The sequence below is a fragment of the Hypnocyclicus thermotrophus genome (genome assembly GCF_004365575.1).
In the GTDB taxonomy this organism is placed as follows: Bacteria; Fusobacteriota; Fusobacteriia; order Fusobacteriales; family Fusobacteriaceae; genus Hypnocyclicus; species Hypnocyclicus thermotrophus.
The window spans coordinates 50,344-65,043 of sequence record NZ_SOBG01000001.1 but is presented as its reverse complement, the minus strand read 5'-3'; the positions used below and the strand labels follow the sequence as shown (position 1 = coordinate 65,043).

15 protein-coding genes are annotated in these 14,700 nt (G+C 22.9%); 10 read left to right on the top strand and 5 right to left on the bottom strand.

Translation table 11 applies throughout. From position 1 onward, the window contains the following. The first annotated feature begins 164 nt into the window (after positions 1 to 164). From EV215_RS00315 to EV215_RS00305, 3 genes are read left to right on the top strand one after another with little or no spacing between them, the layout of a single operon-like run. A complete protein-coding gene (locus EV215_RS00315; protein ID WP_134111807.1) occupies positions 165 to 1,673 on the top strand; it encodes a Tle-like phospholipase domain-containing protein in 1,509 nt (502 codons plus the stop codon). 26 nt (positions 1,674 to 1,699) lie between these two features. After that, positions 1,700 to 2,062, top strand: a complete 363-nt coding sequence (locus tag EV215_RS00310) for a response regulator (protein ID WP_134111806.1) — start codon at positions 1,700 to 1,702, stop codon at positions 2,060 to 2,062. Positions 2,063 to 2,122: 60 nt separating this feature from the next. Then, a complete protein-coding gene (locus EV215_RS00305; RefSeq protein WP_134111805.1) occupies positions 2,123 to 2,632 on the top strand; it encodes a PTS sugar transporter subunit IIA in 510 nt (169 codons plus the stop codon). 45 nt (positions 2,633 to 2,677) lie between these two features. Here the strand turns inward: EV215_RS00305 and EV215_RS00300 are convergent, their stop codons facing one another. From EV215_RS00300 to EV215_RS00285, 4 genes are all read right to left on the bottom strand, one after another. Beyond that, entirely contained in the window at positions 2,678 to 3,208 is a 531-nt protein-coding gene (locus tag EV215_RS00300) for a chromate transporter (RefSeq protein ID WP_134111804.1), read from the bottom strand. Between the two features lie 13 nt (positions 3,209 to 3,221). After that, positions 3,222 to 4,121: a sensor domain-containing diguanylate cyclase gene (locus EV215_RS00295; protein WP_134111803.1), complete on the bottom strand. Its 900-nt coding sequence runs from the start codon at positions 4,119 to 4,121 to the stop codon at positions 3,222 to 3,224. A gap of 93 nt (positions 4,122 to 4,214) precedes the next feature. Then, a complete protein-coding gene (locus EV215_RS00290) occupies positions 4,215 to 4,769 on the bottom strand; it encodes a chromate transporter (RefSeq protein ID WP_134111802.1) in 555 nt (184 codons plus the stop codon). Between the two features lie 6 nt (positions 4,770 to 4,775). Further along, positions 4,776 to 5,384 carry a TetR/AcrR family transcriptional regulator gene (locus EV215_RS00285; RefSeq protein WP_134111801.1) on the bottom strand — a complete coding sequence of 203 codons (609 nt, stop codon included), beginning with the start codon at positions 5,382 to 5,384 and terminating at the stop codon, positions 4,776 to 4,778. A 281-nt stretch (positions 5,385 to 5,665) separates the two neighbouring features. Between EV215_RS00285 and EV215_RS00280 the strand changes: the two genes are divergently transcribed. The 5 genes from EV215_RS00280 (at position 5,666) to EV215_RS00260 (ending at position 11,970) form a co-directional block, all read left to right on the top strand. After that, complete coding sequence (locus EV215_RS00280) at positions 5,666 to 7,360, top strand: glycoside hydrolase family 36 protein (protein WP_134111800.1); 1,695 nt, start codon at positions 5,666 to 5,668, stop codon at positions 7,358 to 7,360. A 30-nt stretch (positions 7,361 to 7,390) separates the two neighbouring features. After that, positions 7,391 to 8,830, top strand: a complete 1,440-nt coding sequence (locus tag EV215_RS00275) for a DUF6937 domain-containing protein (RefSeq protein ID WP_134111799.1) — start codon at positions 7,391 to 7,393, stop codon at positions 8,828 to 8,830. A 13-nt stretch (positions 8,831 to 8,843) separates the two neighbouring features. Further along, a complete protein-coding gene (locus tag EV215_RS00270) occupies positions 8,844 to 9,746 on the top strand; it encodes an alpha/beta hydrolase (RefSeq protein ID WP_134111798.1) in 903 nt (300 codons plus the stop codon). 93 nt (positions 9,747 to 9,839) lie between these two features. Further along, positions 9,840 to 11,123, top strand: coding sequence for an MFS transporter (locus tag EV215_RS00265; RefSeq protein WP_134111797.1), 1,284 nt, complete (start codon positions 9,840 to 9,842; stop codon positions 11,121 to 11,123). Positions 11,124 to 11,178: 55 nt separating this feature from the next. After that, positions 11,179 to 11,970 (top strand): mechanosensitive ion channel family protein, encoded by a 792-nt coding sequence (locus EV215_RS00260; RefSeq protein WP_134111796.1) that lies wholly within the window; start codon positions 11,179 to 11,181, stop codon positions 11,968 to 11,970. A gap of 112 nt (positions 11,971 to 12,082) precedes the next feature. On the opposite strand, the gene EV215_RS00255 is transcribed toward EV215_RS00260, so the two are convergent. Beyond that, entirely contained in the window at positions 12,083 to 12,730 is a 648-nt protein-coding gene (locus EV215_RS00255) for a GntR family transcriptional regulator (RefSeq protein ID WP_134111795.1), read from the bottom strand. Positions 12,731 to 13,009: 279 nt separating this feature from the next. On the opposite strand from EV215_RS00255, the gene EV215_RS00250 reads away from it, so the two are divergent. Beyond that, the gene (locus EV215_RS00250; protein ID WP_134111794.1) at positions 13,010 to 13,891 is read left to right on the top strand and encodes an acyl-ACP desaturase; all 882 of its coding nucleotides are present in this window, start codon (positions 13,010 to 13,012) and stop codon (positions 13,889 to 13,891) included. Between the two features lie 212 nt (positions 13,892 to 14,103). Further along, positions 14,104 to 14,700, top strand: a complete 597-nt coding sequence (locus EV215_RS00245) for a hypothetical protein (protein WP_134111793.1) — start codon at positions 14,104 to 14,106, stop codon at positions 14,698 to 14,700.

Genomic DNA, 14,700 nt, shown 5'->3' with positions numbered 1-14,700 from the left:
ACTATATTATTTGAGTATAACTTTGATTTTAATAAAATACTATTACAAAATATTTTACTATATTTTTTAAAATAAGTACAATATTATTTAAAAAAAATAAAAAATATGTAGGAAAATAAAAATATTGTAGAATAATAAATAAAATAAAAGAATAGGTGATAGAGATGATTACTGATAAAGAGTATTTAATATTTGCAGGGGTTTCATATAGTTATTTTGAAAAATCAGACAAAGGTAAAACATTAAGAGAATTATTTAATACAAATAAAAATAGAATTATGGATTCTAATTCGCTTTTTAGAAAGATGGATTATTTAAAAAATTCTGAATTATTAAATGATTATTTTGAAGATGTTTTAGATAAATTTATTATTTTAGATGTGATGGATAGGACGGGATACAATAAGCTTGTTAAAAATCCAACAGGATTTTATGCTATAGCATTTCAAAAAATTGAAACAAAAGAAGTGGTTATATCTTATAGAGGGAGTGAAGTATATCCTATAAGAGAAGCATATAAAGATTTTTTAAAAACAGATTTACTTATTGGAATAGCTAAAAAACCAAAACAATTTGATGAAGGATTATTATTTTATAAATTAATACTAGATAGTGTAGACTATACTAAAATAAGTATAACAGGGCACTCATTAGGTGGTGGGATAGCACAATATGTAGCTGTTATGAGTGAAGAGGTGTTAAATGATAAAGAATTTGTACCAGAAACAATTACTTTTAATGCAGTTGGGATTTTAGCAAAAGGAATGATAGATGTAGATCATTTTTTTAATTATGAGAAAGAATTAAAAAAAAATAATTTTGTTAGAATTACATTTAAAAAAGATTTATATAAAATAATTCCATTAATAAAAATGTTGATAATTAATAAAAATAAATATATAAAAAATGGTGTTGTTGAAAAATTAGTTGATAAAGAAGAATTTGATCTTAATATAACAAAAGAAGATTTGAATTTAATAAGTTTAACAATTAAAACTTTTACTTTTAATAAATATACAAATAAAGAGTTGGAAATATTATTTAAGTTTCTATTAAATAAAGAAATTGTATATTCTTTTATAAAAAAATCCTATGAATTTTTTATAAAATTTAGTGAAAATTTAAAATATAGAGAGAAGGTAAAAAATTATTTACACTCAGATGATTTTACATCAAAATATTTTCCTCATATAGGAATAAGTATTGAAATAGATAAAGAATTTAAGAGAGTTCAAAATAAAATAATATTAGATGTAATTGAATTGATGAAAAGACGTTCAATTATTATAGAAAAAAATCATATGTTAGACGTTTTTATTCCCTTTATAGATAAAAAAACTAATAATTTTCATAATAATTTAGAATATGATTACATTGCATCATTTTTTAGAAAAATTATTTTTGAAAATGGCATTAATAATAATGAAGTACTTTATCTTTATTTTTCGAGAAAAGATAAGTTAAATGAAAAAGAGATTAGTTTAGTTAAAATGAAATTTGTTGATTATATAAAAAATAGTAAAAACTTGAGATTTCAAGAGAAATTTTTAAAAGAATTAAAAAATATAACAAATAAGGACTTTATTAAATTATGGAATATATTAATAGAAAAAATGTCAATTCCATATAAATATAAAGATATATATGATTTAATTATATTTAAGAAAAAATAATAAAAAAGATTGAGGGTAGTGATAGTATGGGGAAAAAAGTAATGATAGTAGATGATTTATTTTATATAAGAGAAGAAATAAGAGAAATTTTAGAAAAAAATGGGTATGAAATAGTAACAGAAGCTAGTAATGGAAAAGAAGCAATAGACAAGGCATTTTTATTTGAACCAGATATAATTACTATGGATATGAATATGCCTAAAATAAACGGAATAGAAGCTAGTAGAAAAATAAAGAAAAGAATGCCTAATGTAAAAATTATATTAGTAAGTACAATGGCAGGATTTTCAAATATAAAAAAAATAGCAAAAGAAGTAGGGATAAATGAGTTTGTTTCAAAACCATTTGATAGTTTAAATTTAATTGAAAAAATAAAAAAATTAAATTAATTGACAAATGAAAAATATAAAGTATAATTTAATTAAAAAATCAAAAAGATGGAGGATAAGATGAATCTATTAAATAAATTATTTAAATATTTTAATCAAACAAAAAATAAAATAAAAGTTGTAGATATATCTTCACCAATAGATGGAGAGATTATAAGCTTAGAAGAAATACCAGATGAAGCGTTTGCAGCTGGAGTAATAGGTGATGGAGTTGGGATAATACCAGAGGAGAATAGTTCTATTATTTATGCTCCTTGTAATTCTGAATTATCAAGTATATTTGACACTTTACATGCTATATCTATAGAAATACAAGAATTAGAACTTATTATTCATTTTGGAATTGATACAGTAAGTTTAAAAGGAAAAGGATTTACCAAATTAAAAGAAGGAGAAAAAATAAAAAAAGGTGAAAAACTTATAAAATATGATTTGAATTATATAAAAGAAAATGCAAAATCTATATGTACACCAGTTGTAATAGCGAATATGGAAAAAGTAGATAAAATAGAGAAAAAAACGGGTAAAATAAAAGCGGGCGATCTTTTGATGAGAGTATATTTAAAATAAAAATCATGGTTAAAAACCATGATTTTTATTTATTATTTATATAAACTAAAAAATTATTATTCCTATGATTGCTGATATTAATATAATAGAAATTGGATGTATGTTTGTTTTTTTTATTAAATATAAGCAAACTAGAGTAAGTATTATTGAAATATAATTTATTTTTGAATTAATAAAATAGGTGTTTTTAGCTATAATTATACCTGCATATAATATTAATGATATAATTACAGGTCTTAGGCTCATAAAAAAACTTTTTTTATAATAATTGTTTTCGAGAGTTCTAAGTAAATTGGCTAAGGATATTATAATAATTAAAGATGGTAAAATAACCCCAAAGGTAGCAAAAATAGCCCCTGGAATACCAGCTATACTATTACCTACATACGTAGCAGAATTAACTACTATAGGGCCTGGAGTCATTTGAGATACAACAACAATATCAAGAAATTCTTTTGTGCTTAACCAACCATTTTTTACTACTTCTTTTTCAATAATTGGAAGCATCGCAAGACCACCACCAAAACTAAAACTTGATATTTTTAAAAATGTTAAAAAAAGTTTAAAATATATCATAAATAAATCCTTTCTATTTAACTATAGATATATTTCGCCCTGAATTTTTTCCTTCATAAAGAAATTTATCTATTTTTGAATATACCGAATCAAAATCATCATTTTTTTCTATTATGGTAGCGCCAATTGTGACAGTTACTTTTACTTCAAATTCTTTTTCATCTTTTTTTACTTTAAATCCTGAATTTTCTATAAGAGTTCTTATCTTATCTATTTTAAATATCAATTTATCTAAGTTATTTTCGTTTAACAGAAGCATAAATTCTTCACCACCAAATCTAGCAACTACTTCAGTAGGTTCAATATTACTAATTAAAGTATTTGAAATTATTTTTAAAATTTTATCTCCAACATCATGTCCATAAATATCATTTACTTTTTTAAATTGATCAATATCAAGTATTGCAATAGCAAATTTAATATTAGTTTTTTTATAATTTAAAAGCTTACTATCAAATTGAGCCTCAAAATATCTTCTATTTGGTATCCCAGTTAATTTATCAATCATAATTAGTTTTTTTAATTTTTTTAATATTTCTTTTTGAAATGATGCATCTGAAAAAATTTCTAAAGCTCCAATGATTTGATTGTTATTATCAAACATAGGGAAAGTACGAATATATACAGGAACTCTATGTCCATTTTTATGATGAAGATAAACTTTAGTTTCTCTATATTGATGATCTTGTAATGTTTTGTGTAGAGGACATCCATTTTTACATAATTGATTTCCAGTATTATCTACATGCATAAGTATGTTATCAAAACAGTGTTTATTTATAACTTCTTCAGCTTTATATCCAGAGATATCTTCTGCACCTTTATTCCAATAAAGTATTTTTCGATTATTATCCACAAAATATATTCCTTCATAAAATTTTTCTAATATTTCTTTTGGGAAATTTTCTATCATGATAATTACCTCCTAAATTTTTATTAATTTTAAGATTAAAAATAAAATTTTGAAATTTAAAATTTAAAATGAAAACAAATATTATCCTTTAATTTAAAGCATTTTTTTAAACATGTCTTTAAATAAAATAGATAAAATAAAAGAAAAAATTCCAGTAAAAACAATTATTAAAATTGGATTTATATTAAAAATAATTAAAATAGATATTGAAATAATAAAAAGAGTTAAAGTATACTTGTTTTTTATACTATGTTTAAATATTTTGATTACAGAATTTAAAATAAGAGCGATAATCGCACTACGGATTCCTAAGAAAGCTGATTTAACAATAGGTAAATCAAAATTTTGACTAAAAAGTTTGTATATTAATGTAATAATAATAATAGAAGGTAATATTACTCCAAAAGTAGCAGAACAAGCCCCCAAAATTCCTTTTTGTTTAAATCCAAGATATGTAGCTGTATTTGTTGCAATAGCGCCAGGTGTCATTTGTGCGACAGCGGTTATATCAAGAAGTTCTTTTTTGCTAAGCCAAGTTCTTTTTTCTACTAATTCTTTTTCAATAATGGGAAGCATCGCATATCCACCACCAAAAGTAAAAGCACCTATTTTAAAAAAAACAAAAAATAATTCAAAGTATTTTTTCATAATTACCTACCTTATTGTATTTTTTATTAAAAAATTTAAATTATTAAAAATATCTTGTTTTAAATTTTCTATATTTTCAGGATATTTTTGTATTAAGAAAAATTGTATTTTAGAATGAAAAAGAGTAAATACTAAATCTGCGAAATTTTGGATATCTTCATCTGAAAAATTAGAAAATTCTTTTAAATTTTTAATGGTTGAAATCAACAAATTATATGCAGGATGTATAAATCTTTTATTTTTAGTATATTTAAAATAATTATAATCTATTGTTGTAGATAAAAAAAGTTTATAAACATGTTGGTTTTGAATTGTATAATCAATAGATATATTTAATAACTCTAATAATTTTCCGATATTATTTTCTAAATTTTTTGAACTTTCTTCTAAAACTTCTTTCATTTCATTTGCTAATTCTTCTAGACTTATACATATTAATTCATTAAAATTTGAAAAATAATTATATATAGTGGCATAAGAATATCCGGCTTTATCACCAATTTTTTTAGTAGATATACTATTTAACCCCTCTTCTCGAAGTAAATCTTTTGTAGCATCTATAAAAAAACGCTTAATTCTTTGTTTTTGAATTTCTTTTTTTTCTTCTGGAGTCATAAAATCCACCCTTTCATTTAAGTTAATTCTTAAAACAATATTTATAATAATCTTTAAATAAATGATATCACACAAAAGTATAAAATTCAATTATATTAATGTGTTAATAATGTTAGTAAATTTTTTTTAATAAATATTAATAAATAAAAGATTTAATTAATTTAGTTAATAAAGGTTAAAAAAAGTTTTAAAAAAAAGTTGATTTAAATAAAAAAATAGAGTATATTAATATCAATAATAAAATTAATGTAATTAATCAGAACAAAAAGTTAGGAGTTTAGATGAAAAAGTTTAAAATTATTTATAAAGTTGAAAATAAAAAAGTAAAAAAAGAGATAATTTTAGAAAAAAATTATATTTGTAAAGATTTTTCTTTAAATATTAAAAGCAATGGCAATTATATAGAGCTTTTACCTAATAAGTTAATAATTATAGAAAAAGTATTAATGGAAATATCTTATGAATATATAAAAAGTGATAAAATTTTTATTAATGGGTATCAATCATGGAGTGATTCTAAAGAAGTTGATATTAATTATAAAGAAAGAAAATTTAACTTTTTAATATCTCCTATAGTTAAAAAATATAAATTCAAACAATATGGTGATTATAACTTTTATAATTATAAAAATAGGAGTGGTATTTTTCATTCAAGTACATATACTTATATTAAGTCAAAAAAGAATATATATTTTTTAGGCTCATTAAATGACTATAAAAGTTTTACTTTTATAGAACATAATACAAAACAAAATAAAATTACTTTTTATAAAGATTTAGAAAAAAAAGAGATAAATTCAAAAATAACTTTATTTAATATTATCAATATAATTGATACAAATGAAAGTAAAATTTTTGAAAAATATTTTGATATATTAAATTTAGAAAAAAAAGAAAATAAAAAAGTTAATGGATGGTGTAGTTGGTATAACTATTATGAAAATATAACAGAAAAAATAATTTTAAAAAATTTAGATAATTTTTTTAAAGAAAAAACAAAACTTAATTATTTTCAAATAGATGATGGGTATCAAAACGCTGTAGGAGATTGGTTATTGATTAATAATAAATTTCCAAAGGGAATGAAATATTTAGCACAAGAAATAAAAAATAAAGGGTATAAGCCTGGAATTTGGCTTGCTCCATTTGCAGCAGAAAAAAAATCAATTTTAGTTTCTGAACATCCTGAATGGATATTAAAAGATGAAAATGGAAAATTTGTATATGGAGGGTCAAATTGGAGTGGATTTTATGCTCTTGATATATATAATTCTGATTTTAGAGAATATTTAAAAAATGTATTTGATGTAATGATAAATCAATGGGGGTATAAATTATTTAAATTAGATTTTTTGTATGTAGCTTGTTTAATTCCAAGAAAAGATAAAACAAGAGCAGAAATAATGAGAGATGCAATGTTATTTTTAAGAGAAATCATAGGTGATAAAGAAATATTAGGATGTGGAGTTCCTTTAGTTTCTGCTTTTGGAGTAGTTGATTATTGTAGAATTGGTTGTGATATAGGACTTGATTGGGATGATAAATGGTATATGAAATATATGCATAGAGAAAGAATATCTACTAAAAATGCTATAAGAAATAGTATATATAGATACCATATGAATGGATTTGCTTTTTATAATGATCCAGATGTATTTTTACTTAGAGAAGATAATATATCCCTTAGTGAAAATGAAAAAGAAACTTTATTTTGGATAAACAATATATTTGGAACACTTGTTTTTACTTCAGATAATATTTCAAAATATAATAAAAAACAAAAAAAGATGTATAAATTTAGTCAAGAAATAAAAAGTCGAGAGATATTAAATGTGAAAGAAGAAAATAATATATTTGAAATTAAAGTGAAATTAAATAGTAAAAAGAATATATTTTATATTAATTTAAATGATAAAAAAATTAAATACAAAAATATAGAATTAGAAAAGCATCAAACTATAAAAAAAGAATATTAAATATTTATAAATGAATGGAGGATAAATTTTATGAGTAATAAAATTTTTGGAAATGAAATTAGTGATAAAGTAGTAAAAAAAGCATTAAAAAAGCAAAAAAGTTATATTAAAAAATTTGGTGATGATAGAGATAAAAATTATAAATTGAAAGTAAAAGATATAGAATCTCTTGATAATATAAATCTAAAAAATATAGTAATATCAAATGAAGGAAAAGAAATAGAAAAAGAAAAAGGAATAATTATAGGAAATATACGTATGGGATTTGGTCATTATAGAATAGCAATGGCAATAGCTTCTGCAGCAAATGCTATGGGATATATCCCTTATTGGTTTGATTTATTATCATTTAAAGAAGCAAATAGTAGTAAAATTATATCTCATTTAAATGATTTATATTCTTTAGGTTCTAGACTTTCTCAAAAATCAAAATTATTTAATAAATTTTATTGGGAAAAAGTAACAACAGATGGATTTAAAAGTATAGAATATAATTTTATAGATCAAAAAATGACAGAATTAATGACAAGTATATATAATAATTTAGATAAAAATATACCATATATAGCTACGCATGTATGGAATGCTCAAACTGCAATTCATTCAGGAATGAAAAAAGTTATAAATGTTATACCGGATAATTTCCCATTAGGATTACATCTTGCAGAAGGAAGTCTACACACACTTCAAACACCTTCATCATATATGGGATATAGAGCTCTTATAGATATGTCTAAAAAAAATAGATTAAAAGAGATTCCAAGTAGTGATATAAAATATACAGGACATTATGTAGATCATGAATTAGTAGAAAATATTGAAATTGATTGTAAAGCTAGATTAAAAAGGATAGAAAACGGTGAAAACAGAAGAGTGCTTATAAGTATAGGAGGCGCTGGAGCTCAGCAGGGGATAGTAGAAAATATTATTAGATATATGCTTGAGGATATAAAAAATGAAAAAGTAGCTTTATTTATAAATTTAGGAGATCATAAAAATGTATGGGAAAATATAGAAAAAAATATAAAAGGGATAGAAATTTTAGCAAAAAAATATTTTAATAAATATAATGAAGTGAAAGATCTTTCAAACATTCTAAAAACAGAAGAAGCAAAAGGACTGTATGTAATATATAATGAAAATATTTTTGAAGCAGTATATTCTACAAATATTTTAATGAGAGATGCAGATATATTTATTACAAAACCAAGCGAATTATCATTTTATCCAGTACCAAAGCTTTTAATAGAAAGGGTTGGAGGGCATGAAGCTTGGGGAGCTATTAGAAGTAGTGAAGTTGGAGATGGTACAATAGAATGTAGAAATTTAGCTCAAACATTACAATTTTTAGAATTAATGTTAAAAGAAAATGATTTATTAGAACTTATGTGTAATGCAATTATTAAAAATAAAAAAATAGGGATTTATAATGGAGCATATGAAGTGGTAAAATTAGCTATAAAAAAATAAAGGAGTATTTTAAATGGAAAAATTTATATTTAATGCAAAAGATAACAAATTAATTACTACATTTAAATGGTTAATTAGAAAGCCAAAAGCTATTGTACAGATAATACATGGTATGGCAGAACATGCTAAAAGATATGATGAATTTGCAAAATTTTTAAATGAAAATGGATATTCTGTATATGCTACTGATCACAGAGGACACGGTGAAACATTAGAATCAAATGAAATGCTTGGTGAGATTGGGAAAGATGGATTTAATAAAATGATAGAAGATGAAATTTTATTGACAGAGATAATAAAAAAAGAAAATAATAATTTACCTGTATATGTACTTGGTCATAGCATGGGATCATTTATACTACAAGAATATGTAATACGAAATAGTAAAAATATTAGAAAAGCTATTTTTTCTGGTTCTTGTGGAAAAATGGGGTTAGAATTAAATTTTGGTAAAATTATCGCAAAATTAGAAATGGGAAATAATAAGGTAAAACCTAGTAAAATTATTGATTTTTTAAATTTTGGGATGTTTAATTTGAAATTTAAAAATAAAAAAACAAAGCAAGATTGGTTAAATAGAGATGAAAAAGAAGTAGAAAAATATATTAAAGATCCACTTTGTGGAGGGATCTTTCCATCTCAATTTTATTATTATTTTTATGACGGATTAATCAAATTAAAAGATTTATCAAGATTAAATAATATTAATAAAAATTTAGAAATTTATATTTTTTCAGGGGAAATGGATCCAGTTGGGCAATTTGGGAAAGGTGTGAAAAGGTTGTATGACGCTTATAAAAATACAGGGATAAAAGATGTAAGCATGAAACTTTATAGAGATGGTCGTCATGAAATGCTTAATGAATTAAATAAACAAGAGGTTTATAGAGATATATTAGAGTTTTTTAAAAAATAGAAAAATAAAAAAGCATGTAAAAATATAAAATTCTTTTAATAAAAAAAGATAATAAATAGTATTTTTTTAAATTTATTATAAAGGTGGTAAATTATGAAAGAGAAAAAATTAAAATTATTAACAATAATATCATATGCGCTAGGACAGCTTGGGTGGTCGATGCTAATGGGAATTATAAATATTTACTTAGTATGGTTTTATTTAGCACCAAAAGAAGCAAATTTACCAAAATATATTCCACAAGGAAATATTTTAGGATTTTTAACAATAATAGGTCTTATAACTATGACGGGAAGATTTTTAGATGCGGTAACAGATCCATGGATAGCAAATCTTAGTGATAAATCAAAGTCAAAATATGGTAGAAGAATATCATTTATGATGAAATCAGCAGTACCTTTAGCTATATTTACAACACTTGTATTTTATTCACCAGTAAATAGTATTAGTTTGATAAATGTAATATTTTTAGTAATAACACTTTTTAGTTTTTATATATTTTACACAATGTATGTTACCCCATATTTTGCATTACTTTCTGAGTTAGGGCAGAATTCAAATGATAAAATTAATCTATCTACAGCAATATCAGTTACTTTTTTTATAGGAACAGCTATAGCATTTTTTGCTCCTTCGTTTTGGAATATATTCATAGCTAATGGAATGGAAAAAGTATTAGCTATTCGTATAACAATAGGTTTAATGGCGCTAGTAGCACTTATATTTTTATTTATACCAGTATTTACTATTGATGAAAAAAAATATTCAGATAATAAACCAAGCGGTCAAAATATGCTTGACTCAATAAAAAGTACTTTTAGTAATAAAAATTTTTTAATGTTTACAATATCAGACCTTATGTATTTTACGGCTCTTACAGTATTTCAAACAGGTCTTATATATTATACAACTGTACTTATGAGATTGCCAGAAGCTATGATGGGGATACTTAATATGATGTTAGTTTTATTTTCATTCATATTTTATCCAATTGTAAATATTTTGGCTAAAAAAATAGGTAAGAAAAAAATGCTTGTATTTGCATTTTTTAATTTAATGCTTACATATTTATATATATTTTTTTTAGGAATGGAATTTTTGACTATATCAACAAAAGTTCAAGCTTATATACTTGTTATAGTTACTTCACTTCCGATGGCAATATTTGGTATACTTCCAAATGTTGTAGTAGCAGATATAGCAGCAGATGATGCAGAAAGAACAGGTCAAAGAAATGAGGCAATGTTCTTTGGAGTGCGTACATTTATGAGTAAAATAGGCCAAATGCTTGCTATGCTTATATTTAGTTCATTACTTGTATTTGGAAAAGATGTAGGTCATGACCTTGGAATAGAGGTTAAATTTTGCATTAAATAAATTAAAATGTTAAAATTAAATAAATTATATTTTTTAAATTGAATAAGGAGGCGTTATGGAAAAATATTTTGAATTGCTTAGTATATATGGACGAAAATTAGTATTAGCAATAATATTATATGTTTTAGGAAAATATATAATAAAGTTTTTATTAAAAATGTTAAAAAAAACCTTGAAAAAAGCAAAATTTGATGAATCATTAAAAAGTTTTTTAGATTCATTTTTGAGTTTAGCATTTAATTTTATTTTAATTATAATTGTTGTTTCAACGCTGGGAGTTGAGACAAGTTCACTTGTAGCACTTCTTGGAGCAGCAGGTTTAGCTGTAGGTTTAGCTTTACAAGGAAGTCTATCAAATTTTGCAAGTGGAGTATTAATTTTATTATTTAGACCATTTAATGTAGGGGATTTTATAGAAGCTGAAGGTTTTTCAGGAACAGTAAAAGATATACAAATATTTTCTACACATATAGATACAATAGATAATAAAAGAATAATTATACCTAATTCGATTTTATCTAATGGAATAATTATAAATTATACAAAAAATAAAGAAAGACAGCTTGATTTGATATTTTCTATTGCATATGAAGCTAATATTGATAAAGCAAAATATATAATAAAACAAGTACTAGAGCAAAACAATTATATTTTAAAAGATAAAAATATTCTAATTGGAATATTAAAACATAGTGCTAGTTCAATAGATATAAGAACTAGAGCTTGGGTAAAAACAGAAAAATATTGGGATGTGTACTATTACTTGATGGAGAAAATAAAAATAGAGTTTGATAGAAATGGTATAGAAATACCTTATCAAAAAATAGATATTAATTTAAAAAAATAAAAAGGAGACTTTAATAAGTCTCCTCGTGTGATAATAAAAATAAAAGGGGATGAATTGTATCTTAGTTTTGGATTCCTATATATATTATATTCTTATTTTTTTTGTAAAACAACTATAAATCTTTATCTAATAAAACATTTAGATAATATTTGTGTGAATTTTCAATATGTTTTCGCAATAAATCAGCTGCTTTATCTATTTCTCCATTTAAAATAAGGTCTATCATTTCTAAATGTTCTTTGTTTGAATCAACAATTCTTTGATGAGGAACTTTTTGTACACCAAGTCTTCTTATTCTTCGGTTATGCTCATATACATTTTTCATCATTTTTAATACATATTTATTTTTAACAGCACTATGGACATATGAATGAAAATCAGCATCATATTTTAAAAATTCATCCTCAAGCATCTCTTCATAATTTTCAAATTTATGCTTAAAAAGATTTAACTTTAAAGGTGACAAATTTTTTGCAGCCATTTTAAGAATTAATGGATCAAAATTTTTACGCACTTCATATATTTCATCGATTTTTTCTTCATCTATTCTAGTAACAAAAATCCCTTTTCTTGGAAAGCTCTCAATCCAACCTTCGTTTTCTAATACATTAAGAGCTTCTCTAATAGGAGTTCTACTTATTTCAAGAAGTTCACTAAGAACTTTTTCTTCAAGATATTCTCCAGGTTTGAACTCTATCATAATAATTTTATTTTTTATTATTTCATAAGCTTTTTCTTTTAAATTTTTATATGATTTCATTTTAAAAATAGACGCCTCCTAAATATTAATTAAACAAGAAATAGTATACTACTAAACGAAATTTTACACAAGCATATTTTATTCTTTTTTTATATAGAATACATATATTTTTTAAATAGTAAAATATATATGTATATTAAATATATATTCTTATTTAATAAAAATTTAAAAAAATTTGATTTTAGAAATATTTTTAACTATAACAAATTATAAAGAAGGAAAATTATAAAAGTTTTAGTATTTATAAAATGAGATTACAATAAAAATGGGAGGAATGAGATGTTTAGAACAGATTTAGATATAAGATTAGAAAAAAGAGTGATAGATATATATAATAGACATAATGAAAGGGCAAAAAATATTGATTGGAATTATGCTAAATATATGCCATGGGATAAAGGAAAGAGTTTTATAACTACTCCTTGGGAAGAATCACAAGTTAGTTTGCCAAAATCATTAGTTATAGCACTTGAGACATCTATGCTTACAGAATTAAATCTACCTTGGTATACTTCGCATTTAAATGGTACGTTTACAGGAAGTATGGAGGTAATTCAAGATTTTATACATATATGGACTTCAGAAGAGGACCAGCATGCGAGTGCACTAGAAACATATCTTACACTCACAAGAAATGCAGATCCGGATAAATTACATATTTTAAAAAAGCAAGTCATAAGAGCAGGATGGGAAGCAAATTTTGAAACGCCTATTGCAACAATGGCTTATACATCTATTCAAGAATTAGGTACTTTAGTTTTTTATCAGAATGTAGCAAAAGAAGCTATGAAATATGATAAAGAATTAGGTGTTTTACTTCAACGATTATCAAAAGATGAATCACTTCATTATGCGTTTTATAGTGAAATAATTAGAGCACACCTTGAAATAGAACCAAATTATGTTTTACATTTATATGAAGTTATAAGAAATTTTTCGATGCCAGGTTCTGTTATAGACGATTTCAAGGAAAGAATGAAAATAATTGAAAAAGAAGCAAATTACGGTCCTAGTGATTATTTTGATAGAGTATTACAAGTACTTATAAAAAAATGGGATATAGAAAATATTCGTCCTACATTAAAAGAAGCGGAAGAAGCAAGGATTAATATATTAAAATATAGAGATAAATTAAAAAAAATAATAGATAAAAGAAGGTAAATAAGAACTTCTAAGTTAATTGAAAATGCTCTTATAGGTAATAGTTAAAATAATAAAACTGTCAGCTATAAAGTAAGCATATTAAATTTCAATTAAGTTTAGAAGTTTTTTTAATAAATTAAAAAAGAAATAGTTTTAAACAAAATTGATTTTGTCGATTATATATTATATAATAAGTTAATATGAAAAAAATAGATTTTTTGGGAGGAAAAATGAAAAAAATTATTTATATAATATTGTTATTAAATATAGCAGCTTGTAGTAAATCACTTCAAACAAATGTCCAACTTTTACCAAAAATAAATATAAATACGGTAGGTCAAGATAGAGACAGGAAAATAGAAAATTTAAATCAAACAATAGATGTATATGAAGAAAAAGGTGTTAGATATTATTATAGCAATGGAGAGACATTTCAAAATTTTGATGGATATACTTTTTATGTAGCTCCATATATTGTAGAAGAGCTTAGTTTTTTAAATAGAATAACACTTAGATTATTTATTCAAAGTATAACAAATCAAAAAAATATGTTTAAAACTGTTACTTTTTTTGATGAAAATAATAATAAAGTGAGTTTTATATTTAACGAAATTATTAGAAAAAGAGAAAATGATGACTTTCTAATAAAAGAGTCTGGAGATATAGTTATATCTTTAAATGATTTTAAAATTATGGAACAATTTATTGATTCTGAAAATATTTATATAAGTTTTTATGGTGACAAAAAGTATACATTTAGAATGAATAGTGAATTAGAAAAAAGTTTTAAAAATATTTTAAGAAAATATAAATTAATGATAATTTAA

Excerpts from the sequence above, each read along its gene's own strand:
- EV215_RS00315 (WP_134111807.1), top strand. The coding sequence starts at position 165 with ATGATTACTGATAAAGAGTATTTAATATTTGCAGGGGTTTCATATAGT.
- EV215_RS00310 (WP_134111806.1), top strand. The coding sequence starts at position 1,700 with ATGGGGAAAAAAGTAATGATAGTAGATGATTTATTTTATATAAGAGAA.
- EV215_RS00305 (WP_134111805.1), top strand. The coding sequence starts at position 2,123 with ATGAATCTATTAAATAAATTATTTAAATATTTTAATCAAACAAAAAAT.
- EV215_RS00300 (WP_134111804.1), bottom strand. The coding sequence starts at position 3,208 with ATGATATATTTTAAACTTTTTTTAACATTTTTAAAAATATCAAGTTTT.
- EV215_RS00295 (WP_134111803.1), bottom strand. The coding sequence starts at position 4,121 with ATGATAGAAAATTTCCCAAAAGAAATATTAGAAAAATTTTATGAAGGA.
- EV215_RS00290 (WP_134111802.1), bottom strand. The coding sequence starts at position 4,769 with ATGAAAAAATACTTTGAATTATTTTTTGTTTTTTTTAAAATAGGTGCT.
- EV215_RS00285 (WP_134111801.1), bottom strand. The coding sequence starts at position 5,384 with ATGACTCCAGAAGAAAAAAAAGAAATTCAAAAACAAAGAATTAAGCGT.
- EV215_RS00280 (WP_134111800.1), top strand. The coding sequence starts at position 5,666 with ATGAAAAAGTTTAAAATTATTTATAAAGTTGAAAATAAAAAAGTAAAA.
- EV215_RS00275 (WP_134111799.1), top strand. The coding sequence starts at position 7,391 with ATGAGTAATAAAATTTTTGGAAATGAAATTAGTGATAAAGTAGTAAAA.
- EV215_RS00270 (WP_134111798.1), top strand. The coding sequence starts at position 8,844 with ATGGAAAAATTTATATTTAATGCAAAAGATAACAAATTAATTACTACA.
- EV215_RS00265 (WP_134111797.1), top strand. The coding sequence starts at position 9,840 with ATGAAAGAGAAAAAATTAAAATTATTAACAATAATATCATATGCGCTA.
- EV215_RS00260 (WP_134111796.1), top strand. The coding sequence starts at position 11,179 with ATGGAAAAATATTTTGAATTGCTTAGTATATATGGACGAAAATTAGTA.
- EV215_RS00255 (WP_134111795.1), bottom strand. The coding sequence starts at position 12,730 with ATGAAATCATATAAAAATTTAAAAGAAAAAGCTTATGAAATAATAAAA.
- EV215_RS00250 (WP_134111794.1), top strand. The coding sequence starts at position 13,010 with ATGTTTAGAACAGATTTAGATATAAGATTAGAAAAAAGAGTGATAGAT.
- EV215_RS00245 (WP_134111793.1), top strand. The coding sequence starts at position 14,104 with ATGAAAAAAATTATTTATATAATATTGTTATTAAATATAGCAGCTTGT.